This window comes from Pseudomonas sp. P4_C3 (assembly GCF_056402075.1).
On the sequence record NZ_JBFUIC010000006.1, the window covers coordinates 30,662 to 56,632 of the forward strand.

Consider the following 25,971-nt stretch of genomic DNA (forward strand, 5'->3'; position numbering starts at 1 on the left):
CGAATTACTTACGCAGTTCGACGCGACGGTTTTGAGCCCAGGACTGCTCGTCGTTGCCGGTAGCAACTGGACGCTCTTCGCCGTAGGAAACCAGTTCCAGCTGAGCTGGGGAAACGCCTTGCAGTACCAGGTAGCGCTGAACGGCTTTCGCACGACGCTCGCCCAGAGCCATGTTGTACTCACGAGTACCACGTTCGTCGGTGTTGCCTTCCAGAACAACGCGAGCGCCGTTTGCTTTCAGGTCTTTGGCGTGAACGTCCAGAGCGCGCATGGCTTCTGGCTTCAGGTCCGAACTGTCGTATTCGAAGTAGAAAGTGGTGATAGCGCGCAGTGCAGCTTCTTCGCTCAGGGAGCCGTCAACTGCACCAGTGTTTGCGCCGTAACCAGCGTTTGGATCTACCGCGCCTTCACCGGCATTGTCGCCGCCTTTGGACGAGCAACCTACAGCTACAGCCATGGCCAGTGCCAGCGCAGCAAATTTACCAAACTTCAGCATTTCCATCGTGAAACTCCTAATGAACCCCAGTGTGTTAAGTACAACGTATAGCGCCGCGTCAGTTCAGGTAAGGGGACCAGGAAGGTTCTCTGACTTCGCCTTGTGCGGTAGGAAGCGGGAGCCTTACGCGTCCATTGATGGACACGAGCATCAAGACTCCCCGGCCCTGCTGGCGGGTGGCGTAGATTACCATGGTGCCGTTGGGCGCGACAGTAGGCGACTCGTCCAGAGTGCTATCAGTGAGGATTTTTACACTACCGCGCTGCAAATCCTGGGCCGCCACCTTGAAATTGGTGAAGCCATCCTGACGGTGAATCATGACAAGCGTCTTTTCATCAGCCGACAGTTTAGGGTTGGCGTTGTAGTTACCGACGAAAGTCACGCGTTCGGCACYGCCACCACCGGCACTGGTCTTGTAGATCTGCGGCTTGCCGCCACGGTCGGACGTGAAGTAGATGGTCGAGCCATCCTTGCCCCAGAACGGTTCGGTGTTGATGCCAGGACCGTTGGTAACGCGGCTGATCTGACGCGAACCCAGGTTCATCACATAGATGTCCGGGTTGCCGTCTTTGGACAGCACGAACGCCAGGCGATTGCCGTCCGGCGACCAGGCTGGCGCGCCGTTCAGGCCTTCGAAGTTGGTGATCTGCTCACGGCGACCGGTGTCGATGTTCTGCATGAAGATGCGTGGACGCTTCTGCTCGAAGGAGACATAGGCGATGCGCTTGCCATCCGGTGCGAAACGCGGCGACAGGATCGGCTCGCGCGATTGCAGCAGGGTTACGGCGCGGGCACCGTCGTAGTCCGAACGTTGCAGGGTGTAGCGAGTGTTGTTCTCGGAGAAACGCTCGGCCGTTACGTACAGCAGGCGAGTCGAGAAGGCACCCTTGATACCCGTGAGTTTTTCGAACGACTGGTCAGAGATGTAGTGCGCCATGTCGCGTAACTGATCGACGCCGCCCGACACGCTGCCGGTCAGCACTTGCTGCTCCGTGGCGACGTTGAACAGTGCGTATTGCACCTGCAGGCGACCGCCCGCCGGCACAATGCTGCCGACCATGACGTACTGGGCACCCAGCGCCTTGAAGTCACGGAAGATGATTTCGCTGGCCTGGCTCGGCTGGCTGATCATGTTCTGCTTTGGAAGCGGCGAGTAGTAACCCGAGTTGCGCAGGTCGTTACCGATGATTTCCGCCATGTCGTCCGGCAGCACGCTACCGCCCTGGAAGCCGAACGGTACTACGGCGATCGGGGTCGCCCGATCGCTGCCACTGGTAACCAGAATGTTTTTCTCATCTGCCATCGCCATCCCTGCCATGCAGCAGATAACGACCAGCATTCCTCGAAGAAGGTTTCTCACAAGGCTAGATCCTCAGGTGTGAATGTCATCTTGAATGAACGATACGGAGCGAAATCACTCGGCTTCATTCCCTGCATTTCTGTCAAACGTCCAATATTCTTCACCGCTGCAACAGCCGAGGCGTCAAACGGACCGTCGCCACTGGACTTGGACACGCTGACCGAAGTCACCGTACCGTCCGGCAACATGCCGATTTGCAATACGACCGTCATGCCTTTGCGTGCCGAAGGTGGACGAGCCCAGCCTTCCGCTGCACGCGCACGAATCAGGTCATCGAAACTGCCGGCGACTTCGTCGCCCTGCTCATCGGCCAACGCCTGCTGACGCTGCGGCGTGTCGGAAAGCAAATCTGCCAGGGCCTGGGCCTTTTTGTCTTCGGCGGATTTACGTGCCGCGTCCTGCGATTTCTTCTTCGCAGCATCGGCAGTAGCTTTCTTCTTCGCTTCCTCGGCGACTTTCTTCTTCGCCTCTTCAGCTTCAGCTTTCTTCTTGGCGTCTTCCGCGGCTTTCTTCTTCGCGTCTTCGACGATCTTTTTCTTGGCTTCTTCAGCTGCCGCTTTCTTGGCCTCTTCTTCTGCAGCTTTCTTGGCTTCTTCTTCAGCTTTCTTCTTGGCTATATCAGCCAATTGTTTCTCTTCTGCCTTCTTGGCTTCCGCGGTTTTCTTCGCATCGTCGGCTTTTTTGGCTTCATCAGCCTTTTTCGCCTCGTCCGCTTTCTTCGCCTCGTCGGCCTTCTTGGCTTCTTCGGCCTTTTGAGCCGCCTCTTCTTTCTTTTGTTCCGCAGCCTTCACCGCTTCCTGCTCGACCTTTTTCTGTTCCATCTGCTCGACTTCGGTCTGACGCGCAGCAGATTTCTGCGCCTCACCGGCAATCTTCTGATTGGTCTGGGTGGTCGCCCGACTTTTCGATTTCAGCTGGTACAAGGTCGCCTGGACAATCGGCTTGGCCGGCGGCAGTTCCGGGGTAAAGGCAAAGCTGACGAACAGCATGCCGAACACCAGCACGTGCAAGCCAATCGCCCAGACACTAGGCCAGAAGTAGCTTTCCGAGGCGGACGGCTCTCGCTGTTGCTGCATCAGGGCGCCTCGGTAATCAAGCCAACATTACCGACCCCGGCCTTCTGCAACCCGCCCATGGCCCCCATGACGGAGCCGTAATCGACACTCTTGTCGCCGCGGATGAAGACCTGGGTACGCTTGCCGCCTTCGTTGCCGACGCGAATGATCTTGGTCACCGCGTCAGTCATCTGCGGCAGGGTCATGGCCCGATCCTGCTGCTTTTCGGTGTCGACTTCGCTGCCAAGGTTCCAGTAGTAGGTCTTGTCGGATTTGATGGAAATGGTCAGGACCTGGGTGTTGTTGTCCTGCGGCAAGGCTTCGCTGGAAACCTTGGGCAGATCAACTTTCACGCCCTGATTGAGCATCGGCGCGGTCACCATGAAGATCACCAGCAGCACCAACATCACGTCGATGTAAGGCACCACGTTCATCTCGGCGACCGGCTTGCGCTTTTTGCGAGCTCGAGCGATTAAAGCCATTGGAAATTACCTGCTTATTCTTCGCTGGTGTGCACTTTGCGGTGCAGGATCGCCTGGAACTCGTCGGCGAAGGTGTAGTAGCGGCCCAGCAGGGTTTCACTGCGAGCAGCAAAACGGTTGTAAGCGATAACGGCTGGAATGGCGGCGAACAGACCGATCGCGGTGGCGATCAGTGCTTCGGCGATACCCGGGGCCACAGTGGCCAGGGTCGCTTGTTGGGCGGTCGCCAGACCGCGGAAGGAGTTCATGATGCCCCAGACCGTACCGAACAGACCGATGTACGGGCTGACGGAACCAACGGTGGCCAGGAAGGGCAGGCTCTGCTCGAGCTTTTCTTCTTCGCGGGAAATGGCAACGCGCATGGCACGCGCCACGCCTTCCATGACCGCTTCCGGGTCAACGCCTGACTGCTGGCGCAGACGGGAGAATTCCTTGAAACCGGCCCGGAAGATTTGCTCGACGCCCGAATCAGGGTCCGGATTGCTGCCGGCCTGACGGTACAGCTTGGACAGGTCGATACCTGACCAGAAGCGCTCTTCGAAGCTCTCCAGGGCACGTCGACCGGCGCGCAGCAGGTTGCTGCGCTGAAAGATCATGATCCATGAGGTCACCGATGCGGCTACCAGGATCAGCATTACCAGTTGCACCACGATACTGGCATTGCTGACCAAGCTCCACATGGAGGAATGGTCGACGACGTTAGCTTCCACGCTTTATCTCCTGCTTTGAGTGTGTACCCGCGCCGCTCACGTCGGCAAAGGCCGCTCGTAGAGCTTCGGGAATGGCCCGGGGTTTCAAACTTTCAGTGCGCACACAGGCCACCAGAAACTGCCCTTCGCAGAGCAGTGCATTATCCGTTGCCCGCCTGACCTGTTGCTTGAAGCGCAGGCTGGCACGGTTCAATTCGATTACTTCAGCGCTTACCAGCAGTTCGTCATCCAGTCGCGCCGGCGCGTGGTAGCGCGCTTCGCTGGAATGCACGACGAACAACAGGTCCTCCCCGGCAAGCTGCGATTGGGCAAAGCCCAGATCTCGTAGCCGCTCGGTTCGAGCCCGTTCCATAAACTTGAGGTAATTAACGTAATACACGATGCCCCCCGCATCGGTGTCCTCGTAATAAACGCGACAACGATGTGCGAAAGGCTCAAGCCCGTTTTGCGCGCGCATACTCTAGTGCTTACTCCTCAGGTTGCCAATCCGGCATGGCAACTGTTTTTCATTGTTCTGCGGCTTTCACGTGAAAGTACGGTCCTGGGACCCTACATTGCCCGAAAAAATCAGCACGCAATGTTAATTAATCGTCAGCGGCATCGAGAAACTCGTCTACCACGGGCATTTCGCCCAATCGTGACGGAATGTTTAAACCGAAATGCAGGTAGGCATGCCGCGTCACCACTCGCCCCCGTGGCGTGCGCATGATGTAGCCCTGCTGGATCAGATAGGGCTCCAGCACATCTTCAATGGTGTGACGTTCTTCGCTGATGGCGGCAGCCAGGCTGTCGACCCCGACTGGCCCGCCGTCGAACTTCTCGATCATGGTCAACAACAGACGCCGGTCCTGATGGTCGAAGCCACGCTCGTCGACATCCAGCAGGTTCAGCGCCAGGTCGGCAATCGGCTTGGTGATGTGGCCTTTGGCGCGAACCTCGGCGAAATCGCGCACCCGGCGCAACAAACGGTTAGCGATTCGTGGAGTGCCACGGGCACGGCGGGCGATTTCGAAAGCACCTTCCGGGTCCAGCGGCAAACCAAGGATGCTTGCCGAGCGACTGACAATTGTCGACAGGTCGGCGTTGTTGTAGAACTCCAGGCGCTGGACGATCCCGAAACGGTCTCGCAACGGGTTGGTCAGCATCCCCGCCCGCGTCGTTGCGCCGACCAGGGTGAACGGCGGCAGATCCAGCTTGATCGAACGCGCGGCCGGGCCTTCGCCGATCATGATGTCGAGCTGGAAATCCTCCATGGCCGGGTACAGCACCTCTTCAACGATAGGCGACAGGCGATGGATTTCATCGATGAACAGCACATCGTGAGGCTCAAGGTTGGTCAACAGCGCCGCCAGGTCACCAGGTCGCTCCAGCACCGGCCCCGAGGTGCTCTTGATCGACACGCCCATTTCCTGGGCGATGATGTTGGCGAGGGTGGTCTTGCCCAGGCCGGGCGGCCCGAAGATCAGCGTGTGATCCAGGGATTCGTTACGACCGCGAGCAGCCTGAATGAACAACTCCATCTGCTCGCGAACGGTCGGCTGGCCAATGTATTCGGCCAGGCTGACCGGGCGAATGGCACGGTCCTGGACTTCTTCGCGCTCACGCGGGCTGTGCGTGGCAGCGATCAGACGATCAGCTTCAATCACTTAGATCATTCCCTTCAAGGCGCGGCGGATCATGTCTTCACTGCTCAAATCTTTCTCCTTGATCGCAGACACCGCCTTGCTCGCTTCCTGGGGCTTGTAGCCGAGGGAAATCAAGGCGCTGACGGCGTCAGTCTCTGCAGTGTTCACCGGGGCCGGTCCATCCGGCTGGTTCGGCACCAGGGCGAACATGGCCGGTACGGTTTCCCAGGCCTTGAAGCGATCCTTGAGTTCCACCAGCAAGCGTTCGGCGGTTTTCTTGCCGACGCCCGGGACCTTGGTCAGCGCCGACGTGTCCTGGGACTGTACGCAACGAACCAGTTCGTCGACCTCCAGGCTCGACATCAAGGCCAGCGCCAGTTTCGGCCCGACACCATTGAGGCGGATCAACTCGCGAAAAAAGTCGCGCTCACGCTTGCCGACAAAACCATAGAGCAACTGTGCGTCTTCGCGCACGACCAAATGGGTGTGCAAGGTCAGCGGTTCACCGACCGACGGCAAGCGGTAAAGGGTCGTCATGGGCACTTCAAGTTCATAGCCCAGGCCATTTACATCCAGAATCAGATGCGGAGGCTGCTTCTCAGCCAGGGTGCCGCGCAAACGTCCAATCACGTTACAAATCCTTGAGCGTTGGCCAGCTCTGGGCCAGCGACTGATAGAGCGAGGGAATGCCGCCGACAACCCAGGCGAAACACCCCACTCCATAAAAATGATTGCTGATGCTATCAGAGACGCAGGCGCCCGCCACGACTGCGTGCTGCGCCCAGACCATGGGGCAACAGGCTGGAGCGGGTATGAGCATGGCAGATGGCGATGGCCAGGGCGTCCGAAGCATCGATCTGCGGTTTACTGGTCAGCTTGAGCATGTGCATGACCATCATCTGCACCTGCTCCTTATTGGCCGCGCCGGTGCCTACGACCGCCTGCTTGACCTGGGTTGCGGTGTATTCGGCAATTTCCAGGCTTTCCTCGGCACCTGCCACGATCGCGGCGCCACGGGCCTGCCCCAGTTTCAGGGCGGAATCGGCGTTACGGGCCATGAACACCTTTTCGATCCCCATGGTCACCGGATGGTAAGTCTGAATGATCTCCCGCACCCCGCGATAAACAATCTGCAGTCGCTCATGCAGCTCGCCGGCACCGGTACGAATGCAGCCGGAAGCCACATACTCGCAGCCACGGCCGGTATCGCGAACCACACCATAACCGGTGATGCGCGAACCGGGGTCGATACCAAGAATTAAAGTCATAACGCCTGCAGGCTTTGAATGTAGGAGCGAGCTTGCTCGCGATGGACGTCAACGATAACGCGGCTGACTTGAATGAACGCCGCTCTCAGGTTTTTCGTCGGAGCGCCGCCCGGAGCGAGCTCGCTCCTACAAAAGGCAAATCAACCGAGCTGTGCAGCCACCGACTCCGGGATATCCGCGTTGGAATAGACGTTTTGCACGTCATCCAGGTCCTCGAGCATGTCGATCAGCTTGAGGACTTTCTCGGCGCCTTCCAGATCGAGTTCGGCGCTGGTGGTCGGCAACATGACGATTTCCGCGTCGTCACCTTTGAAACCCGCCGCTTCCAGTGCGTTACGCACGGAATAGAACCCGGCAAACGAGGTGAAAACGTCGATCGAACCGTCTTCGTTGGTCACCACGTCATCAGCGTCAGCTTCCATGGCCGCTTCCATCAGTGCGTCTTCGTCAACGCCAGCCGCGAAGGAGATCTGCCCCTTGCGTTCGAACAGATAGGCCACCGAACCGTCAGTCCCCAGGTTACCACCGCACTTGCTGAACGCATGGCGAACAGCGGCTGCGGTGCGATTACGGTTGTCGGTCATGCATTCGACCATCACCGCCACGCCGCCCGGGCCGTAACCTTCGTAGGTCAGCTCGACCATGTCGTCGGTATCGGCGGCACCGGCACCACGGGCGACTGCCCGATCGATGATGTCGCGACTCATGTTCGCGCCAAGGGCCTTGTCCAACGCCAGGCGCAGACGCGGGTTGGAACCTGGATCACCGCCGCCCTGGCGGGCCGCGACAGTCAGCTCACGAATCCACTTGGTGAAAATCTTGCCTTTTTTGGCATCCTGACGTTCTTTGCGGTGCTTGATGTTCGCCCACTTGGAATGACCTGCCATAACTCGCTCCGAATTCTCTTTGAAACATTGCCCGCTGCGCTGTATTGCGCCGGCCGGCAAACAAAAATCTTGAACAGCTCTATCTATAAAGAAAGGGCGCATCCACAGATGCGCCCTTCAGGTCAGCCTTACTCGGCCTTAGGCGTTTCGCGCAGACGAATGTGCAGTTCGCGCAATGCCTTGGCATCCACCTGGCCCGGTGCCTGAGTCATGACGTCTGCCGCGCTCTGGGTTTTCGGGAAGGCGATCACTTCACGGATCGACTGGGCGCCGGTCATCAGCATCACCAGACGGTCCAGGCCGAAGGCCAGACCACCGTGCGGCGGTGCACCGTATTTCAGGGCATCGAGCAGGAAGCCGAATTTCTCTTCCTGTTCCGCTTCGTTGATGCCCAGCAGACGGAACACCGACTGCTGCATCTCTTTACGGTGGATACGGATCGAACCGCCACCCAGCTCGGTACCATTCAATACCATGTCGTAGGCACGGGACAGAGCGCCAGCCGGGTTGGCTTCCAGCTCTTGCGGGGTGCACTTCGGTGCGGTGAACGGGTGGTGCAAGGCGGTGAAGCTGCCGTCGTCGTTTTCTTCGAACATCGGGAAGTCGACGACCCACATTGGCGCCCACTTGCAGGTCAGCAGGTCCAGGTCGTGGCCCAGCTTGATCCGCAGTGCGCCCAGGGCTTCGCTGACGATCTTCGCCTTGTCGGCGCCGAAGAACACGATATCGCCGTCGACCGCACCGACGCGATCGAGGATCACGTTGAGGTTGGCCTCAGGGATGTTTTTCACGATCGGCGATTGCAGACCGTCAACACCGGCAGCGCGCTCGTTGACCTTGATGTACGCCAGGCCCTTGGCACCGTAGATACCGACAAACTTGGTGTAATCGTCGATCTGCTTGCGCGGCATGCTTGCCCCGCCAGGTACGCGCAAGGCGGCGATTCGGCATTTCGGGTCGTTGGCCGGGCCGCTGAACACCTTGAAGTCGACTTCCTTGAGCTGATCGGCCACGTCCACCAGTTCCAGCGGGTTACGCAGGTCTGGCTTGTCGGAACCGTAGCGGCGCATGGCTTCTTCGAAGGTCATGTGCGGGAAATCGCCGAATTCCAGATCCAGCACTTCCTTGAACAGGTTGCGGATCATTTGCTCGGTCAGGCCCATGATCTCTTTTTCATCGAGGAAGCTGGTCTCGATGTCGATCTGGGTGAATTCCGGCTGACGGTCGGCCCGCAGGTCTTCGTCACGGAAGCACTTGGCGATCTGGTAGTAACGATCGAAGCCGGCCACCATCAGCAGTTGCTTGAACAGCTGCGGCGATTGCGGCAAGGCGAAGAACGAACCGGCGTGCGTGCGGCTCGGTACCAGGTAGTCACGCGCACCTTCAGGGGTGGCGCGGGTCAGGATCGGCGTTTCCACGTCAAGGAAGCCGTTCTCGTCCAGGAAGCGACGGATGCTGGTGGTCATGCGCGAACGCAGGCGCAGCTTCTCGGCCATTTCCGGGCGACGCAGGTCGAGGAAGCGATAGCGCAGGCGGGTTTCTTCGCCGACGTCGGAGAACTCGTTCAACGGGAACGGCGGCGTTTCCGATTCGTTCAGCACTTCCAGCTCGTAGCCCAGCACTTCGATCATGCCTGACGCCATGTTGGCGTTGGTCGCACCGGCCGGACGCAGGCGAACCTTGCCGGTGATCTTCACGACGTACTCGCTGCGCACGCGATCGGCTGCGGCGAAGGTTTCAGCGCGGTCCGGATCGAACACGACCTGGGCCAGACCATCACGATCACGGATATCGAGGAAAATCACCCCACCGTGGTCACGGCGACGATGGACCCATCCGCAAAGGGTAATTTTCTGGCCGTCCAGGCTTTCGTTCAGTTGGCCGCAATAATGGCTGCGCATCATGGTCGTGGTTTCACTTCTCGTAATTCGAAATTCGGTGGAGATCCTACAGCAGCCCCGCCTTTAAAAAAGTCGCCGGGTGATGCAAGAGCACGCGTGTCGTTCAACTCAGGTTCCAGACCTTAGTCAGCTTTGTCGCCGCCGGCCAGGTTCTTCTTGGAACCGGTCTTGAAATCGGTTTCGTACCAACCCGTGCCGCTGAGGCGGAAGCCCGGCATGGACAGCAACTTTTTAAGCTCTGGCGCCTGACAGGCAGGGCAGTCGACCAGCGGTGCATCGCTGATCTTTTGAATGGCTTCCAACTGATGACCACAGGAAGCACATTGATAATCGTACATCGGCATGGAGTTGTCTCGGCGATCAGATTGCTACCGCACACGCAGGGTTTTGCGGCAAAGAGCGGGATTATATCCATTAAATGCGGCCTGTGCAGCCGTAAGACTGCACAGACCGACACTCTGCAGCTTTCGTCGCCCAGGCTAGGGCGTGACGACGCCCCTCCCTTCCTTGAGGCTGTGCACGACGCAGACAACCCGCACCAATCCACTGAAGTTCCTTACCCCGCCGTGACGCAAGTGAACTTCGCGATCCACATGAGATAACAGACTACTGACCGAGCAACCATTGGCCCGGGCCATCGCCCCCAAAATATCCCAATAAACCTGTTCAAGCCGTAAACAGGTTGCGAAGCCATTCAATCGTACGGAGCGGGACAAGGGCTGGGCCAACCCCATATCGAACTCGCGAACAAACGGATCGACCCTTACATCCCTGTGCGAACCGTATCGCCCCTCTTCTTGCCGTTCATAAACCATAACGCTGACACTCCTTTGCCATCCTGGTTTCGTTAAGAACAACTGTCTGTCGACATATAAAAACGCAGGTGCAGAGGTATAGCCAGACGACTTCCCGACCTTCGACGTAGGACAAGCCAACAACTCTTGGCAGATCCTGGAAAACGCCCTACTCCGGACAATTTCCCACGCAGTGAAGTGACGCCCCCTTCAGAAACACAGGATTGAATGATGTAGGAAAGAAGAGCGCGAACACTAAGAAACACCCACTGAAAGATTTAGCCAATCGGCTGCATCGACCGATTACCCCCCTCCCTAAAGGTGACGAGCTTCATCCAACAGGCGCCCAACCTCTCTAGCAAGCCTGCCGTCGCATCACAGCCTTTGAACTTCGACCAACCCACGGCAAATTGCCTCAAACGAGCCGCCGGACGCCCTGATTTGAGTAGCCTGCGGCTTTGCTGTTAAATAGACAGCGTGTCGCCAGTGCCTATTTTTCCGGGTATGGCGCATAGGCTGATACCGGGCACGTGTCCAACGCCTCTTTATTATCTTGAAGCGAACCGTGCGCCATCAGCTCTTCCTTGTGAGCTGTCTTAACGTGAGTTAATTAAAATGTTGAAAATCGTCCATCTGTTGATAGGCGCAGCGGCCTTGCTGCTGTCCTTCATCCCTAGCCTGCAATCCGAAGCCTTACCTTACCTGCAACAACCTGACGCGCTGTACCTGGCCTTTTTCGGCCTGCTCAACCTCACGCTTGCACCTGTCATCCCTTACTGGAACAAAGGTCCACGCCACCAACTGCAAAACCTGGTCAGCGCCCTGCTGGTTCTGAGTGTGGTCCTGCAAACCCTGACGCTGATCGCACCGATGCCTGTCATCGCCGGTCAACCTGCCGTCTTGTTCAGCCTGGTCGCAGCCCTGATCGCTGTTGCCCTGCATCTGGGTATCAGCTTCTACAAATCGTCACCGGCCGCCGCCTCGCCAAGCTACGACATGAGCAACCGCGATACCGGCACCGTCAAATGGTTCAACACGTCCRAAGGCTTCGGTTTCATTTCCCGCGACTCCGGCGACGATATCTTCGTCCACTTTCGGGCCATTCGYGGTGAAGGTCACCGCGTCCTCGTAGAAGGCCAGCGCGTGGAGTTCTCTGTCATGAATCGTGACAAGGGCCTGCAAGCCGAAGATGTGATCGCCGCACTGCCACGTCGCTGATTCAAGGCGAAAAAAACCGCGCACAGCCGAGCTGTCCGCGGTTTTTTTATGCCTGCGTGTTGCTTAATAGTGCGGCGGCGGCGCTTCCTCCTCGAACGACTCGAACTGGCCGACCATTTCCTCCTGCCGCTTGAGCAGCGCAGCCATTTGCAGTTGCAGACGCTCGACCACCCGCTGCTGCGCGACCAGTACATCATTCAATGCCTGGATGGTGTCATCCTGAAAGGCCAGACGGCTTTCGAGATCGGTAACGCGTTCTTCCAGGATCATGGTTCAGCCCTCCAGAAACGTAAAATCATCGGTCAATATCAGGCGCAAACGTTCGCGAATGGCGGCGATTTGCTCCGAACTGTAGGATTTTGCCGGATGTTTACCCCAAACCGGCGCTGGCCAGGCGGCATCTTCGCGCTTGCGCACAATCACATGCATGTGCAACTGACTGACGACATTACCCAGCGCCGCAACATTCAATTTGTCCGCATTGAACGAGTCCTTGAGCGCTTGCGACAGCGCCGTCGTCTCCTGCCAAAGCTGCTGCTGGTCTGCGACATCCAACTGAAATATCTCACTGATAGCCTCACGACGAGGCACCAGGATGAACCAGGGATAGTTCGAATCATTGGACAGCAGCAACCGGCAGAGTGGAAAGTCCCCAATCGGTAACGTGTCTTGTTGAAGTCGTGGATCTAAAGCGAACACTGCGCGTACTCCCGCCGGGCCATCATTTTTCAGMTTAGCGCCCATCCTGACGGGACGGCGCGCCAAACGACCGGACGGCAGCATACCTGCGAACGGCGCATGCTTCACGACGAACCTGGCACAGAGGTCACGAGCGCCTGCGAAAAGCTGACACCCCGCCCCCGAATGAGACATTTTTCGCTGCTGCGCACCACTACAGAACCGATCAGCCGGCAAAAAACGCCGAAATGACTGATTAGCAACGAAGAGTTCGCGCCAGACAAGCGGTCAACAGGAATGAATTCATTACAAGGTTAAAAAATTTTTTGCACCAAAACCGCACAGTGGGTCTACGCTGAGTGCTTCGACATCCGCCTTCTACTCACTGGCGGGGTGAACCGGTAACATTTTTGTTTGTAAGGCAGTCGACCAGAAGGGTGCAACATGATGCCAGGCAAGGCGTCAAGCCCAAACTAAACGCGCTTGCCCCCCCGGTTTCATGAGGTTTTTACAGCGCCAGACAATCATTTTGAAAAAAGCTGCAACAAAATTCGAATTTGTGCACGCTTGTTGCATTCATACCCAACATCGCCTGATGTGACACCCGCTGGAAGCGGAGGCCCTCAGGCAAAAAAAACAGTGGCAAGGTAGCCCGATGGAGATTCAAACGTTTCACCAGGACTCTTTTTACCGGCGCCAAGACTCAGAAAACAGCATAAAAGCTGTCAGCCCTGTTGCGTCGGAGCGGAAAATTTGCGACATCTACCACGCTGTTTGCGACAGGGTCGTAAAGAAGGCGAAAGGTTAGATACGCAAGTATCGCCAACATTGTCGGCGTGATATAAGTTTGCGCCGACACAAAAAGAAAGAGCCGCCCAGATAATAAATCAGGTGGGACGGCAGTACTCTTCTAAAACCAAAGGAGCAAATCACGATGCGCGTGATGAAGTGGAGCATGATCGCACTGGCAGTTGCAGCAGCAGCCAGTACTCAGTTGGCAGTAGCCGCACCTTTCGTAAGCGACCAGGCCGAAGCCAAAGGTTTCGTTGAAGACAGCAAACTCGACTTGCTGGTTCGCAACTACTACTACAACCGTAACAAGAAAAACGGCGCAGTCGATGACAAAGACTGGACCCAGGGCATTCAGGGCATGTACAGCTCGGGCTACACCCAAGGTCTGATCGGTGTTGGCGTTGAAGCTTGGGGCCAACTGGCCATTAAGCTGGACGGTTCCGACAAATATGCAGGTTCCGGCAACATGTCCGTGGACTCTGATGGCGAAGTCAACAACAGCCAGGGCAAAGCCGGCGCTGCCGCCAAGTTCCGCATCTCCAAGACCGAGCTGAAAATCGGCGACATGCAGCCAAGCACCTCTCCGGTGTTCGCTGTAGGCGGTTCCCGTATCCTTCACCAGACTGCCAGCGGTATCCAGCTGCAGAGCAGCGAAGTTAAAGACCTCGACCTCGAAGCCGGTCACTTCTACTCGGCAACCAGCCAGGACCGCAACGCTCGTGACGGCGAACTGTTCGCTACTTACGCTGGCGTGACAGCCAACTCCATCGACTACTTCGGTGGCAAGTACGGCATTACCCCGGACCTGAGCGTATCGCTCTACGGTGCCAAGCTCGAMGACGTCTGGAACCAGTACTACGCCAACGCGAACTACACCCTCGCACTGGGCGGCGATAACTCGATCAACTTCGACGGTAACATCTACAACACCAAGGATACCGGTAACGCTAAAGCAGGCGACATCAGCAACACCGCCTACTCCCTGGCCGCTGCTTACTCGTTCCTGAAAGCACACACCCTGACCCTGGCGTTCCAGAAGGTCAACGGCGATACCCCGTTCGACTACATCGGTGTGGGTGACAACAACCGTGGTGGCGACTCGATCTTCCTCGCCAACTCCATTCAGTACTCTGACTTCAACGCCCCTGGCGAGAAGTCGGTACAAGCCCGTTACGACCTGAAAATGGCCGAGTACGGCGTACCTGGCCTGAGCTTCATGGTCCGTTACGTGAATGGTTGGAACATCGATGGTACCAACACTCCATCGAACAGCACCTACACCGGTCTGTACGGTGCAGACGGCAAACACCACGAAACCAACGTGGAAGCCAAGTACGTCGTTCAATCCGGCCCAGCCAAAGATCTGTCGTTCCGCATCCGTCAAGCATGGCACACCGCCAATGCTGACGAAGGCGAAGGCGATATCTCTGAGTTCCGCCTGATCACCGACTACCCGCTCAACATTCTGTAATCGCAGAAAGTTAGTTCGCGGTAATCAAAAAAAGGCCCATCTTCGATGGGCCTTTTTCGTTGTTTGCTGTACAACATTTAACCAAACAGACTCTGCAGTACATGCCTGACCAAGAAGTCAGGCACTAACCGCACACCTCTTACTGCACCGCCGACTCCTGAACCACGCGAATAACCCGCTGTGGAAATGGAATATCGATGCCGGCCTCTCTCAGACGATCACGGGACAGTTCGTTGAACATGAACATCACATCCCAATAATCCGCCGTCTTCACCCAGACACGCAGGGAGACAGTGATAGAACTGTCACCCAATGTCGAAATGACTGCCTGAGGTGCCGGGTCAATCAATACACGCGGATCCTTGGCCAGTTCCAGCAACACTTCTCGGGCTTTCTGCAAGTCCGCTTCGTAATCGACGCCTACATCAAACACCACTTTGCGGGTCGGCTGACGATTGGTGTTGGTGATAATGCCGTTCGACAGATTACCGTTGGGCACGATGATAGTTTTGTTGTCACCGGTGCGCAGTACGGTATGGAAAATCTGGATGCTGTCGACAGTACCGGCGACACCCTGAGCCTCGATCCAGTCACCGATACGAAACGGGCGGAACAACAGAATCAGCACGCCGCCGGCGAAGTTCGCCAAGCTGCCCTGCAAGGCCAAGCCAATGGCCAGGCCTGCCGCACCAATCGCCGCGACAAACGAAGTGGTTTCCACGCCGATCATCGAGGCCACGCTGACGATCAGCAGGATCTTGAGGATGATGTTTGCCAAGCTGCTGATAAAGCCTTGCAGCGCCAGGTCGGCATTACGCAATGCAATCAGGCCGCCGAGCTTTTTCGTGACCTTGTTGATCAGCCACCAGCCGATGGCCAGGGTGATGACCGCCAGCAGTACACGGCTGCCGTATTCCATGATCATCGGGATCCAGGTTTGGGATACCTTGACCAGATTGTCTAMCTCGGCATTTAAGTCCATCTACTCTCTCCTGTTTCCGGCTACCCGGCATGCGTAAAAAAAGCGGCAGAAAGATCGAGCCGCGACGGGCTCAATCGTTTCTGCCGTTGCTTGGGCCTCCGACGTCGCAAACGCCAAGAGGTTCCCGCTTTCAAGGGTCAGTCGCGGAAGTTGTTGAACTGCAGTGGCATACCGAATTCCTTGGCCCGTAGCACCGCAATGGCTTCTTGCAGGTCGTCACGCTTCTTGCCGGTAATACGAACCTGCTCGCCCTGAATGGCAGCCTGGACCTTGAGCTTGGCATCTTTGACGTGAGCGACGATTTTCTTCGCCAGTTCCTTGTCGATACCTTCCTTGAGGACGGCTTCCTGTTTCATCAGCTTGCCCGACGCGAACGCGTCCTTGACTTCAAGGCACTGCACGTCGATTTTGCGCTTGACCAGCGCCAGCTTGAGGATCTCAATCATCGCTTCGAGCTGGAAATCCGCTTCCGCGGTCAGGTTGACGGTCAGGTCTTTTTCCTTGAACTCGAAGCTGCCTTTGCCTTTCAGGTCATAACGACGATCGAGTTCCTTGACGGCGTTCTCGACCGCGTTGGTGACTTCGTGTTTGTCCAGTTCGGATACCACGTCGAACGACGGCATGTAATCTCTCCAAATTTAAAGGCGCACTGATGGAGCACGCCTGGCTTGCGGTTAAAATCCGCGCTGATTATAACGGGTCTTTCCCATCATTCACTGTGAGCTGCCGATGCACGCCTTAAACAGAGCAAAAAGCTGATGTCTACCACCTGGCATGTTCTGGGCGCCGGCAGCCTCGGCACTTTATGGGCGACACGTCTGGCACGGACTGGAGTGCCGGTGAGGCTGATCCTGCGGGACACCGCGAGGCTGCAGGCCTATGAGGCGGTCGGTGGATTGACACTGGTGGAACACGGCGAGGCGCAACACTATGCCGTGCCCGCCGAGACAGCCGACAGCACCCAACCGATCAACCGCCTGCTGGTGGCGTGCAAGGCCTACGATACCGAAAGCGCGGTGGCCCGACTGGCGCCACGTCTGGCCCCAGGTGCCGAACTGATCCTGCTGCAAAATGGCCTGGGCAGTCAGGACGCGGTGGCGGCACAGGTGCCTCAGGCACGCTGCATCTATGCATCGAGCACCGAAGGCGCCTTCCGCGATGGCGATTGGCGCGTGGTGTTTGCCGGGCATGGCTTCACCTGGCTGGGGGATGCGAGCCATCCGGTGGCGCCGATCTGGCTCGATGACCTGAGCGCTGCCGGCATCCCCCACGAGTGGAGCACCGAAATCCTGACCAGGTTATGGCGCAAACTCGCCCTTAACTGTGCGATCAATCCGCTGACGGTGCTGCACGATTGCCGCAACGGCGGTTTGCAGCAACATCACTGCGAAGTCGCTACTCTGTGCGGCGAACTGGTGGAGTTGCTTGAGCGTTGTGGTCAGCCGGCAGCGGCCGAAAACCTGCAGCAGGAAGTCGAACGGGTGATTCACGCCACCGCAGACAACTACTCCTCGATGCATCAGGACGTCACAAACCAGCRCCGCACAGAAATCAGCTACCTGTTGGGCTACGCCTGCAAAGTGGCCGGGCGTCATCAATTGAACCTGCCTCACCTCAATCAGCTTGAGTCAAGGTTGATCGCTCGCCTGCAAAGCCTTGGATTGCCCAGTGACTGAGCAGCGGCTACGCTGGCCACTTGTTCCTTTTCAGCGATGAATCCGATGCCATTGCGCCAGCGCCTTGAAAACCTGCCCGTCGGCCAGAAACTGCTAGCCGCCCTGCTGGTACTGATGGTCACCGTCCTGCTGGTTGCCAACCTGACCTTTATCAGCGCCGCGTACTACATCTCCCAGGAAAGCATGGCACCCCAGGCCCTGCAGACCATCGGCCGGCTGATATCCAACCCGAGCCTGGCCTCCGAAGCCCTGGAGTCACCACAAAGCGCCGAGCGCCTGCTAAACGAACTCAACAGCTATTCGCCGTTGCGCGCGGCAGTCCTGTATGACGCAAAGGGCGAGCAATTGGCGCAATTGCAGCATGGCGACAACCTGGAACTGCCGAAGCGTTTCCGGCATATCGAAGACTGGCAGGCCACCGAGTTTCGCACCAATCAAGTCATCACCCTGCCCCGCCCCGGCACTGCACCAGGGCACCTGCTGTTGGTGGCCACGAGCGAACTGCCCGTGGCGTTCTACACCGGGACCCTGACGGCCAGCCTGGGCATTCTGATCTTCAGCGTGCTGCTGTGGCTGATCATTGCCCGCCAGATCAAGCGCCTGATTACCCGGCCGATCCACCAACTCGAAGAGTTGTCCCGGCAGGTAACCCGTGAAGAAAACTACGCACTGCGTGCTTCGCGAGGAAACYACGATGAAATCGGCAGCCTCGCCGAGGCGTTCAACACCATGCTTTCGCGAATCGAGGCCCGGGAGCAGCAACTCAAGCGGGCCCGGGACGACTCCCAGGCAGCCTACGACCAGGCCCAGGGTCTGGCGGAAGAAACCCGGCACACCAACCGCAAACTGGAGCTTGAAGTCCAGGTGCGCAGCAAGATCGAGAAAAAGCTCACCGGCTTCCAGAACTACCTCAACAGCATCATCGACTCCATGCCGTCGGCACTGATCGCCCTCGATGAACAGCTTTACGTGACGCAGTGGAACCAGGAAGCCAGCGCACTTTCCGGTACGCGCCTCGACGAAGCCCTGAACCAGCCCATCTTCCTCGCCTTCGAACCGCTCAAGCCGTTCTTGCCACAACTCAAGCAAACGGTCGAGCAGCATACGGTGGCCAAAATCGAACGTGTCACCTGGCTCAAGGATGACGAGCCCCGCCACTATGCCCTGACCTTTTATCCATTGATGGGCGGCGCCGGGCGTGGCGTAGTGATCCGGATCGACGACATCACCCAGCGCCTGTCCCTGGAAGAGATGATGGTACAGTCGGAGAAAATGCTTTCTGTTGGTGGCCTTGCCGCCGGCATGGCCCACGAAATCAACAACCCGCTGGGTGCAATCCTGCACAACGTGCAAAACATTCGCCGACGCCTGTCCCCCGATCTGCCGAAGAACCTTGAAGTGGCCGAACAGGCCGGCATCGAACTGACGACGGTCAATCAGTATCTGCAAAACCGCGAAGTGCCGCAGTTGCTCGACGGCATCCAGCAGGCCGGTGCCCGGGCCGCCAAAATCGTCACCCACATGCTCAGCTTCAGCCGTCGCAGCACCCGCCAGATGGCTCCGTGCGATCTGCCCGCCCTGATCGACCAAGCGGTGGAGATCGCCAGTAACGACTTCGACCTGGCGATCGGCTTCGATTTCAAGGGCCARGCCATCATTCGCCAGTTCGATCCGGCGCTGGGCCCGGTCCCCGGCACCGCCAACGAACTGGAGCAAGTGCTGCTCAACCTGTTGAAAAACGCCGCGCAAGCCATTCACCAGCGTGAAGACGGCAGCGAGCCGGGACGGATCATTCTGCGCACCAGGCTGAATCCGCCGTGGGCGGAAATTCAGGTCGAGGACAATGGCATCGGCATGAGCGAAAGCGTGCGCAAACGGACCTTCGAACCGTTCTTCACCACCAAGGAGATCGGCCAGGGCACCGGACTTGGGCTGTCGGTGTCGTACTTCATCATCACCAACAACCACAAGGGGCAGATGGAAGTGCAATCGACCCTGGGCCAAGGCACGTGCTTCACCTTGCGCCTGCCCCTGGCGAGCACACCACCTGTCTCGCAACAACTCAATCTGCTATCGAGGTAACCATGGGCTTTCGTTTGTCGAAGATTTACACCCGCACTGGCGACAAAGGCGAGACCGGGCTGGGCGATGGCCGTCGCGTACCCAAGGATCACCCGCGGATCGAGGCCATTGGCGAAGTCGATACGCTGAACAGTCAGGTGGGCGTATTGCTGGCCGGATTGGCGGCGCAAACGCACACCTTTGCAGGCTTTCAGGAAGTGATCGATGTTTTGGCGCCTTGCCAGCACCGATTGTTCGACCTCGGTGGCGAACTGGCGATGCCGGTGTATCAGGCGTTGAATGCAGCGGAAATCGAACGCCTGGAAGCCGCGATCGATGTGTGGAATGAAGAGTTGGGACCGCTGGAAAATTTCATCTTGCCCGGCGGTTCGGCGCTGATTGCCCAGGCTCATGTCTGCCGCAGCCTTGCCCGCAGTGCCGAGCGGCGGTGTCAGCAATTGAATGCGATTGAGCCATTGGCCGGGGTTGGCCTGGCGTACATCAATCGGTTGTCGGATCTGTTGTTTGTGGCGGCGCGGCTGATTGCCAAGCGTCAGGGAATTGCCGAGATTCTTTGGCAGCCGGCGGCGAAGCCTGAGGTTTAGCCGGCGCCTGCAAGGTCCTCATCGCGAGCAAGCTCGCTCCCACAAGTTTTGTGAGCGCCACAAATCCACTGTGGGAGCGAGCTTGCTCGCGATGAGGCCAGTAGGTTCGCTAGAGAATCAACTCTCAGGCCAAAACGCCCGAATCCCCGCCACCCCCTGCGCACCCGCAGCCCAGGCTTTCTCGACCTCAGCCGGGCCAACACCTCCGAGCAGGAACACCGGCTTGCTGAATCCGTCGATCAGGCTCGATGCCTGCTCCCAACCCAACGGTTCGGCGCCAGGATGAGTCAGGGTAGGTTGAACCGGCGACAGGGTCACAAAGTCCACCCCCATCTGTTCGGCCAGCGCCAGCTCTTCAGCGTTATGGCACGAGGCCGCCAGCCAGCGCGACGCCGGTAGCGGTCGGCCAGCCGCTGCGTATTTGCGCAGCTGCGCCGAGGTAATGTGCCAACCCGCGGACGGGAAGTCGCCCAGCCATTCGAACGGCCCTTTGATCATCAACTGAGCCTTGCCGGCACACAGGCCCACCGCATCGACAGCCAGGTCGCGATATTTCGGATCGTAACCGTTCGGTGCGCGCAACTGGATCAGCTTGATGCCGCCGGCAATGGCCTTCTGAATACCACGCAGCAGCGCCGGGGTTTCCAGATCTTCCGGGGTAATCAGGTACTGCGATGGCAATCGGGCAGCCGCGACGATCGGCTGATTGGCCGCCGGAAACTCGTAGCTCGACAGATCACGCGGCGCCACCCAGGCCAGTGGCTGGCCTTCGGCGCCGTGGGGCTCGCCGGTGAACGCCGAGACTTCCCAGACATCCAGCAACACCTGCTTGTCCGGGTAATCGTGGCGGACCTTGATCAGCGGGCGCGCCGCGCCGATCACGATGCCCAGCTCTTCATGGAGTTCGCGGGCCAGTGCGGTTTCGACCGACTCGTCGGCCTCGACCTTGCCGCCTGGAAACTCCCACAGGCCGCCCTGGTGCTGTGAGTCGGCACGACGGGCGATGAGGATTTGGCCACTGCCATCGCGGATGACGGCGGCGGCGACATGGACTCGTTTCACTTTTGCAGCTCCTCCAGTCCGGTCTTCTGCCACGCCTTGAACGCCGGCCATTGGTAGAGAGTTTCGACGTAGGCCTCGTCAATGGCAGACAGCTTCACCTGATAGGTGCGCAGGCGCACGGCGATCGGTGCAAAGAACACGTCAGCCAGACTGATATGACCAAACAGGTACGGCCCGGTTTCGGTCGCGGCGGCACGGCATTCGGCCCACAGCGCCGACATGCGTTCGATGTCGACCTGAACGTCAGCCGGAACCGGCGACAAAGGGGCGTCATGACTCAGGTCAAACGGCATATTGCCGCGCATGGCGAAGAACCCGCTGTGCATCTGCGCACACGCCGAGCGCGCCTGGGCGCGGGCGGCAACGTCTTTCGGCCAGAGGCCTGCGGACGGGAACTGTTCTGCCAGGTATTCGGCAATCGCCAGGGAGTCGGCGATGGTGCCGTGTTCGGTTTTCAGCAGCGGGACCTTGCCAGTCGGCGAATGCTTGAGCAGACGCTCGCGGGTGTCCGGCTGGTTCAGCTTGATCAGTTCTTCGGTGTAGGTAGCGCCGGTCAGGTCGAGGGCCAAGGCGCCTCGCAGGGACCAGGAAGAAAGCAGTTTGTCGCCGATGATCAGGTGCAGGCTCATGTTCAAGCATCCTCAAGCAAGAAAGATCACAACTCTGTAGGAGCCAGCTTGCCAGCGAAGGCGGGATCAGCCTCGATAAATCCATCGCGGCAAATGACGCCTTCGCYRGCAAGCTGGCTCCTACAGGACATGCGCTATTACGTGCGGTACTCGGCGTTGATCTTCAMGTATTCGTGGGACAGGTCGGTGGTCCAGATGGTTTCGCTGCAATCGCCGCGACCCAGCTCGATGCGGATAGTGATTTCTTCCTGCTGCATCACCGCCGCGCCCTGGGCTTCGGTGTAGGTCGCCGCGCGCGCGCCACGGCTGGCAATGCACACGTCGCCAAGGAATACATCGATCTTGCTCACGTCCAGGTTTGGCACACCGGCACGGCCGACAGCGGCCAGGATACGGCCCCAGTTCGGGTCGGACGCAAACAATGCAGTCTTGATCAGTGGCGAGTGGGCCACGGTGTAGCCAACGTCCAGGCACTCCTGGTGATTGCCGCCGCCATTGACTTCAACGGTCACGAACTTGGTCGCGCCTTCACCATCGCGAACGATGGCCTGGGCCACGTCCATGCACACTTCGAACACCGCCTGCTTCAACTTGATGAACAACTCGCCTTCGGCGCGGGTGATTTCCGGCAGCGCGGCCTGACCGGTGGCAATCAGCATGCAGCAGTCGTTGGTCGAGGTATCACCATCGATGGTGATGCGGTTGAACGACTTGTTGGCGCCATCGAGCATCAGGTTTTGCAACACATCGCGGGAAACCTTGGCGTCAGTGGCGATGTAGCCGAGCATGGTCGCCATGTTCGGGCGAATCATGCCGGCGCCTTTACTGATGCCGGTAACGGTGATGGTCACACCGTCATGCTGGAACTGACGGCTGGCACCTTTGGGCAGGGTGTCGGTGGTCATGATGCCGGTGGCGGCAGCTTCCCAGTTGTGGATCGACAGATCATCGAGGGCAGCTTGCAGCGCACCTTCGATTTTCTCGACCGGCAACGGCTCGCCGATCACACCGGTGGAGTACGGCAGCACCTGGCTGGCATCGACACCGGTCAGTTCCGCCAACCTGGCGCAGGTGCGTTCGGCGGCGGCCAGACCAGGTTCGCCGGTGCCGGCATTGGCATTGCCGGTGTTGGTCAGCAGGTAGCGCACAGGGCCTTGTACGCGTTGTTTGGCCAGGATCACCGGCGCGGCGCAAAAGGCGTTCAAGGTGAACACACCGGCCACGGTGGAACCTTCAACACAGCGCATGACCACAACATCCTTGCGCCCCGGGCGCTTGATGCCGGCCGAGGCGATACCGAGTTCAAAACCGGCAACCGGGTGCAACGTTGGCAAAGGACCAAGACCAACAGCCATGAATGCGCTCCTTTATAAATGATGTCAGCACCGTTTCAGGAAAAACGGTGGTTCGAAATGGTAAAACGCCGCGACGGCAGAAGCCGGTCGCGGCGCGGGTATTTCAGCGATTGAAACGGGTTTTACTGGATCTGCCCGTGGCAATGCTTGAACTTCTTGCCCGAACCGCAGTAGCACAGCTCGTTGCGACCCAGCTTCTGCTCGTTGCGAACCGGCGCGGCAGCGAGGGCAACATCGACCTCTTCGCCCAACACTTCCGGTTGCTCAAGGCCTGGAGCCTCTTCATGCAGGAACTGCATGCGAGCGGCCAATGCCTCGGCTTCCTGGCGCAGGCGCTGCTCTTCCTCGATCGGATCTTCGCGACGAACCTGAACGTGGGACAACACACGGATCGAATCGCGCTTGATCGAATCCAGCAACTCGGAGAACAGGGTGAACGACTCGCGCTTGTATTCCTGCTTCGGGTTCTTCTGGGCATAACCACGCAAGTGGATGCCGTGACGCAGGTGATCCATGGTCGACAGGTGGTCTTTCCACAGGTCGTCCAGTACGCGCAGAACGATTTGCTTCTCGAAGGTGCGCAGCGCTTCGGCGCCCGCCTGGTCTTCTTTCTCGTTGTACGCCGCGATGAGTTCCTGCATCAGCTTCTCGCGCAGGGTTTCTTCGTATAGGTGATCGTCTTCGTCGAGCCATTGCTGGATCGGCAGCGTCACACCGAAATCGCTCTGCAGCGCCGCTTCCAGGCCCGCCACGTCCCACTGCTCAGGCAGCGATTGCGGAGGAATGTGTGCGCTGACGGTGGCGTCGAGCACGTCCTGACGGAAGTCAGCGATGGTCTCACCGATGTTGTCGGCAGCCAGCAACGTGTTACGCATGTGATAGATCACTTTACGCTGTTCGTTGTTGACGTCGTCGAACTCGAGCAGTTGTTTACGAATGTCGAAGTTACGACCTTCAACCTTGCGCTGAGCCTTTTCGATGGCGTTGGTCACCATGCGGTGCTCGATCGCTTCGCCAGGCTGCATGCCCAGGGCCTTCATGAAGTTCTTCACCCGGTCAGAGGCGAAGATGCGCATCAGGCTGTCTTCCAGCGACAGGTAGAAGCGGCTGGAACCGGCGTCGCCCTGGCGACCGGCACGACCACGCAGCTGGTTATCGATACGGCGCGATTCGTGACGCTCGGACGCAATCACCTGCAAACCGCCCGATTCGAGCACTTGCTGGTGACGCTTCTGCCAGTCGGCCTTGATCTGGGCAATCTGCTCAGGGGTCGGGTTTTCCAGGGAAGCCACTTCCACTTCCCAGTTACCGCCCAAGAGGATGTCGGTACCACGACCGGCCATGTTGGTGGCGATGGTCAGTGCGCCCGGGCGACCGGCCTGGGCAATGATCTCGGCTTCCTTTTCGTGGAACTTGGCGTTCAGGACCTTGTGTTCGATGCCTTCCTTCACGAGCAGGCTGGACATGTGCTCGGAGGTTTCGATGGTGGCGGTACCGACCAGAACCGGACGGCCCGCGGCCATGCTTTCCTTGATGTCGGCCACGATTGCCGCGTATTTCTCGTCGGCGGTCAGGAACACCAGGTCGTTGTAGTCTTTACGGGCCAGCGGCTTGTTCGGTGGAATCACCATGACCTGCAGGCCATAGATCTGGTGGAACTCGAATGCTTCGGTGTCGGCCGTACCGGTCATGCCGGACAGCTTGTTGTACAGACGGAAGTAGTTCTGGAAGGTGGTCGACGCCAGCGTCTGGCTTTCGGCCTGGATGTTCAGGTTTTCCTTGGCTTCGATGGCCTGGTGCAGGCCTTCGGACAAGCGGCGGCCCGGCATGGTACGGCCGGTGTGCTCGTCGACCAGTACGACCTGACCGTCCTGCACGATGTATTCGACGTTGCGATGGAACAGCTTGTGCGCGCGCAGGCCGGCGTAAACGTGAGTCAGCAGGCTCAGGTTATGCGCCGAGTACAGGCTCTCGCCTTCAGCCAGCAGGCCGATGCGGGTCAGCGTTTCTTCGACGAACTGGTGACCGGCTTCGTTGAGTTCGACCTGGCGGGTCTTCTCGTCAACGGTGTAGTGGCCGGCCTTGGTGACTTCGCCTTCCACTTCTTCGATGTGCAACTCAAGCGTCGGGATCAGCTTGTTGACCTCGATGTACAGCTTGGAGCTGTCCTCGGCCTGACCGGAGATGATCAGCGGCGTACGGGCTTCGTCGATGAGGATGGAGTCGACTTCGTCGATCACGGCAAAATTGAGTTCGCGCTGGAATTTTTCTTCCATGCTGAACGCCATGTTGTCGCGCAGGTAATCGAAACCGAATTCGTTGTTGGTGCCGTAGGTGATGTCGGCGGCGTAGGCAGCACGCTTCTCTTCCGGCGGCTGGAACGGCGTGACCACGCCGACCGTCAGGCCGAGGAATTCATACAGCGGGCGCATCCAGTTGGCGTCACGGCGGGCCAGGTAGTCGTTCACCGTCACAACGTGCACGCCGTTGCCGGACAGCGCGTTGAGGTAAACGCCCAGTGTTGCCACCAGGGTCTTGCCTTCACCGGTACGCATTTCCGCGATCATGCCTTCATGCAAGGTCATGCCGCCGATCAGCTGGACATCGAAGTGGCGCATGCCCATGACACGCTTGCCGGCTTCGCGGGCGACCGCAAAGGCTTCTGGCAGCAGTTGGTCGAGGGTTTCCCCTTTGGCGAGGCGGGCCTTGAACTCGCTGGTCTTGGCACGCAATTGATCGTCCGAAAGGGCCACCATTCGCTCTTCGAAGGCATTGACGAGTTGCACCGTCTTGAGCATGCGTTTGACTTCACGCTCATTCTTGCTTCCAAAAAGTTTCTTTAACAAAGGCGCAAACATATCGGC

The 25,971-nt window shown here is 58.5% G+C and carries 26 protein-coding genes; 5 read left to right on the plus strand and 21 right to left on the minus strand.

The window, feature by feature from the left end; translation table 11 throughout:
* Positions 1-4: 4 nt before the first annotated feature.
* From pal to AC1DVH_RS02790, 13 genes are all read right to left on the minus strand, one after another.
* Entirely contained in the window at positions 5-502 is a 498-nt protein-coding gene (pal, locus tag AC1DVH_RS02730; RefSeq protein WP_003178634.1) for a peptidoglycan-associated lipoprotein Pal, read from the minus strand.
* Positions 503-554: 52 nt separating this feature from the next.
* Positions 555-1,835, minus strand: coding sequence for a Tol-Pal system beta propeller repeat protein TolB (gene tolB, locus AC1DVH_RS02735; RefSeq protein WP_477752565.1), 1,281 nt, complete (start codon positions 1,833-1,835; stop codon positions 555-557).
* Between the two features lie 17 nt (positions 1,836-1,852).
* Positions 1,853-2,932 carry a cell envelope integrity protein TolA gene (gene tolA / locus AC1DVH_RS02740; RefSeq protein WP_046042213.1) on the minus strand — a complete coding sequence of 360 codons (1,080 nt, stop codon included), beginning with the start codon at positions 2,930-2,932 and terminating at the stop codon, positions 1,853-1,855.
* Entirely contained in the window at positions 2,932-3,384 is a 453-nt protein-coding gene (gene tolR, locus AC1DVH_RS02745; RefSeq protein WP_162135951.1) for a protein TolR, read from the minus strand. Before tolR ends, tolA begins: the two co-directional genes overlap by 1 nt.
* A 23-nt stretch (positions 3,385-3,407) precedes the next feature.
* Positions 3,408-4,103, minus strand: a complete 696-nt coding sequence (tolQ, locus tag AC1DVH_RS02750) for a protein TolQ (protein ID WP_007897030.1) — start codon at positions 4,101-4,103, stop codon at positions 3,408-3,410.
* Positions 4,093-4,560, minus strand: coding sequence for a tol-pal system-associated acyl-CoA thioesterase (ybgC, locus tag AC1DVH_RS02755; RefSeq protein ID WP_057713518.1), 468 nt, complete (start codon positions 4,558-4,560; stop codon positions 4,093-4,095). The genes tolQ and ybgC overlap by 11 nt, the downstream gene beginning before the upstream one ends.
* Positions 4,561-4,687: 127 nt before the next feature.
* Positions 4,688-5,749, minus strand: a complete 1,062-nt coding sequence (ruvB, locus tag AC1DVH_RS02760) for a Holliday junction branch migration DNA helicase RuvB (RefSeq protein WP_008015800.1) — start codon at positions 5,747-5,749, stop codon at positions 4,688-4,690.
* Positions 5,750-6,358 (minus strand): Holliday junction branch migration protein RuvA, encoded by a 609-nt coding sequence (gene ruvA / locus AC1DVH_RS02765; RefSeq protein WP_008052450.1) that lies wholly within the window; start codon positions 6,356-6,358, stop codon positions 5,750-5,752.
* Between the two features lie 113 nt (positions 6,359-6,471).
* Positions 6,472-6,996 (minus strand): crossover junction endodeoxyribonuclease RuvC, encoded by a 525-nt coding sequence (gene ruvC, locus AC1DVH_RS02770; RefSeq protein ID WP_008015799.1) that lies wholly within the window; start codon positions 6,994-6,996, stop codon positions 6,472-6,474.
* Positions 6,997-7,136: 140 nt separating this feature from the next.
* Entirely contained in the window at positions 7,137-7,883 is a 747-nt protein-coding gene (locus AC1DVH_RS02775) for a YebC/PmpR family DNA-binding transcriptional regulator (protein ID WP_046042206.1), read from the minus strand.
* A gap of 128 nt (positions 7,884-8,011) precedes the next feature.
* The gene (gene aspS, locus AC1DVH_RS02780) at positions 8,012-9,787 is read right to left on the minus strand and encodes an aspartate--tRNA ligase (protein WP_477752525.1); all 1,776 of its coding nucleotides are present in this window, start codon (positions 9,785-9,787) and stop codon (positions 8,012-8,014) included.
* Between the two features lie 119 nt (positions 9,788-9,906).
* Positions 9,907-10,128, minus strand: coding sequence for an FmdB family zinc ribbon protein (locus tag AC1DVH_RS02785; RefSeq protein WP_032829812.1), 222 nt, complete (start codon positions 10,126-10,128; stop codon positions 9,907-9,909).
* A gap of 135 nt (positions 10,129-10,263) precedes the next feature.
* Positions 10,264-10,599, minus strand: a complete 336-nt coding sequence (locus tag AC1DVH_RS02790; protein ID WP_477752526.1) for a ribbon-helix-helix domain-containing protein — start codon at positions 10,597-10,599, stop codon at positions 10,264-10,266.
* Between the two features lie 594 nt (positions 10,600-11,193).
* Here AC1DVH_RS02790 and AC1DVH_RS02795 point away from each other — a divergent pair.
* Complete coding sequence (locus tag AC1DVH_RS02795; protein ID WP_477752527.1) at positions 11,194-11,796, plus strand: cold-shock protein; 603 nt, start codon at positions 11,194-11,196, stop codon at positions 11,794-11,796.
* A 63-nt stretch (positions 11,797-11,859) separates the two neighbouring features.
* On the opposite strand, the gene AC1DVH_RS02800 is transcribed toward AC1DVH_RS02795, so the two are convergent.
* Together AC1DVH_RS02800 and AC1DVH_RS02805 are read right to left on the minus strand one after the other, a co-directional pair.
* Positions 11,860-12,066, minus strand: a complete 207-nt coding sequence (locus tag AC1DVH_RS02800) for a SlyX family protein (RefSeq protein WP_477752528.1) — start codon at positions 12,064-12,066, stop codon at positions 11,860-11,862.
* A gap of 3 nt (positions 12,067-12,069) precedes the next feature.
* Positions 12,070-12,495 (minus strand): HIT family protein, encoded by a 426-nt coding sequence (locus AC1DVH_RS02805; protein WP_477752529.1) that lies wholly within the window; start codon positions 12,493-12,495, stop codon positions 12,070-12,072.
* Positions 12,496-13,408: 913 nt separating this feature from the next.
* On the opposite strand from AC1DVH_RS02805, the gene AC1DVH_RS02810 reads away from it, so the two are divergent.
* Positions 13,409-14,737, plus strand: a complete 1,329-nt coding sequence (locus AC1DVH_RS02810) for an OprD family porin (RefSeq protein ID WP_477752530.1) — start codon at positions 13,409-13,411, stop codon at positions 14,735-14,737.
* 139 nt (positions 14,738-14,876) lie between these two features.
* Here AC1DVH_RS02810 and AC1DVH_RS02815 read toward each other — a convergent pair whose 3' ends face one another.
* Positions 14,877-15,719, minus strand: a complete 843-nt coding sequence (locus AC1DVH_RS02815) for a mechanosensitive ion channel family protein (RefSeq protein ID WP_477752531.1) — start codon at positions 15,717-15,719, stop codon at positions 14,877-14,879.
* A gap of 137 nt (positions 15,720-15,856) precedes the next feature.
* Positions 15,857-16,342, minus strand: a complete 486-nt coding sequence (locus AC1DVH_RS02820) for a YajQ family cyclic di-GMP-binding protein (RefSeq protein WP_007977344.1) — start codon at positions 16,340-16,342, stop codon at positions 15,857-15,859.
* 135 nt (positions 16,343-16,477) lie between these two features.
* Here AC1DVH_RS02820 and AC1DVH_RS02825 point away from each other — a divergent pair, with 135 nt between their 5' ends.
* The 3 genes from AC1DVH_RS02825 to AC1DVH_RS02835 are packed head-to-tail and all read left to right on the plus strand — an operon-like array spanning position 16,478 to position 20,061.
* Positions 16,478-17,395 carry a putative 2-dehydropantoate 2-reductase gene (locus tag AC1DVH_RS02825; RefSeq protein ID WP_477752532.1) on the plus strand — a complete coding sequence of 306 codons (918 nt, stop codon included), beginning with the start codon at positions 16,478-16,480 and terminating at the stop codon, positions 17,393-17,395.
* 45 nt (positions 17,396-17,440) lie between these two features.
* Complete coding sequence (locus AC1DVH_RS02830; protein WP_477752533.1) at positions 17,441-19,477, plus strand: sensor histidine kinase; 2,037 nt, start codon at positions 17,441-17,443, stop codon at positions 19,475-19,477.
* Between the two features lie 2 nt (positions 19,478-19,479).
* On the plus strand, positions 19,480-20,061 hold the full coding sequence (locus AC1DVH_RS02835; protein ID WP_477752534.1) for a cob(I)yrinic acid a,c-diamide adenosyltransferase: 582 nt from the start codon (positions 19,480-19,482) through the stop codon (positions 20,059-20,061).
* 117 nt (positions 20,062-20,178) lie between these two features.
* Here the strand turns inward: AC1DVH_RS02835 and AC1DVH_RS02840 are convergent, their stop codons facing one another.
* The 4 genes from AC1DVH_RS02840 to secA form a co-directional block, all read right to left on the minus strand.
* The gene (locus AC1DVH_RS02840) at positions 20,179-21,123 is read right to left on the minus strand and encodes a Nudix family hydrolase (RefSeq protein ID WP_477752535.1); all 945 of its coding nucleotides are present in this window, start codon (positions 21,121-21,123) and stop codon (positions 20,179-20,181) included.
* Positions 21,120-21,752 carry a glutathione S-transferase family protein gene (locus AC1DVH_RS02845; protein WP_477752536.1) on the minus strand — a complete coding sequence of 211 codons (633 nt, stop codon included), beginning with the start codon at positions 21,750-21,752 and terminating at the stop codon, positions 21,120-21,122. Before AC1DVH_RS02845 ends, AC1DVH_RS02840 begins: the two co-directional genes overlap by 4 nt.
* Before the next feature lie 137 nt (positions 21,753-21,889).
* Entirely contained in the window at positions 21,890-23,107 is a 1,218-nt protein-coding gene (gene argJ / locus AC1DVH_RS02850) for a bifunctional glutamate N-acetyltransferase/amino-acid acetyltransferase ArgJ (protein ID WP_477752537.1), read from the minus strand.
* 122 nt (positions 23,108-23,229) lie between these two features.
* Positions 23,230-25,965 (minus strand): preprotein translocase subunit SecA, encoded by a 2,736-nt coding sequence (gene secA / locus AC1DVH_RS02855; protein WP_477752538.1) that lies wholly within the window; start codon positions 25,963-25,965, stop codon positions 23,230-23,232.
* Positions 25,966-25,971 lie beyond the last annotated feature (6 nt).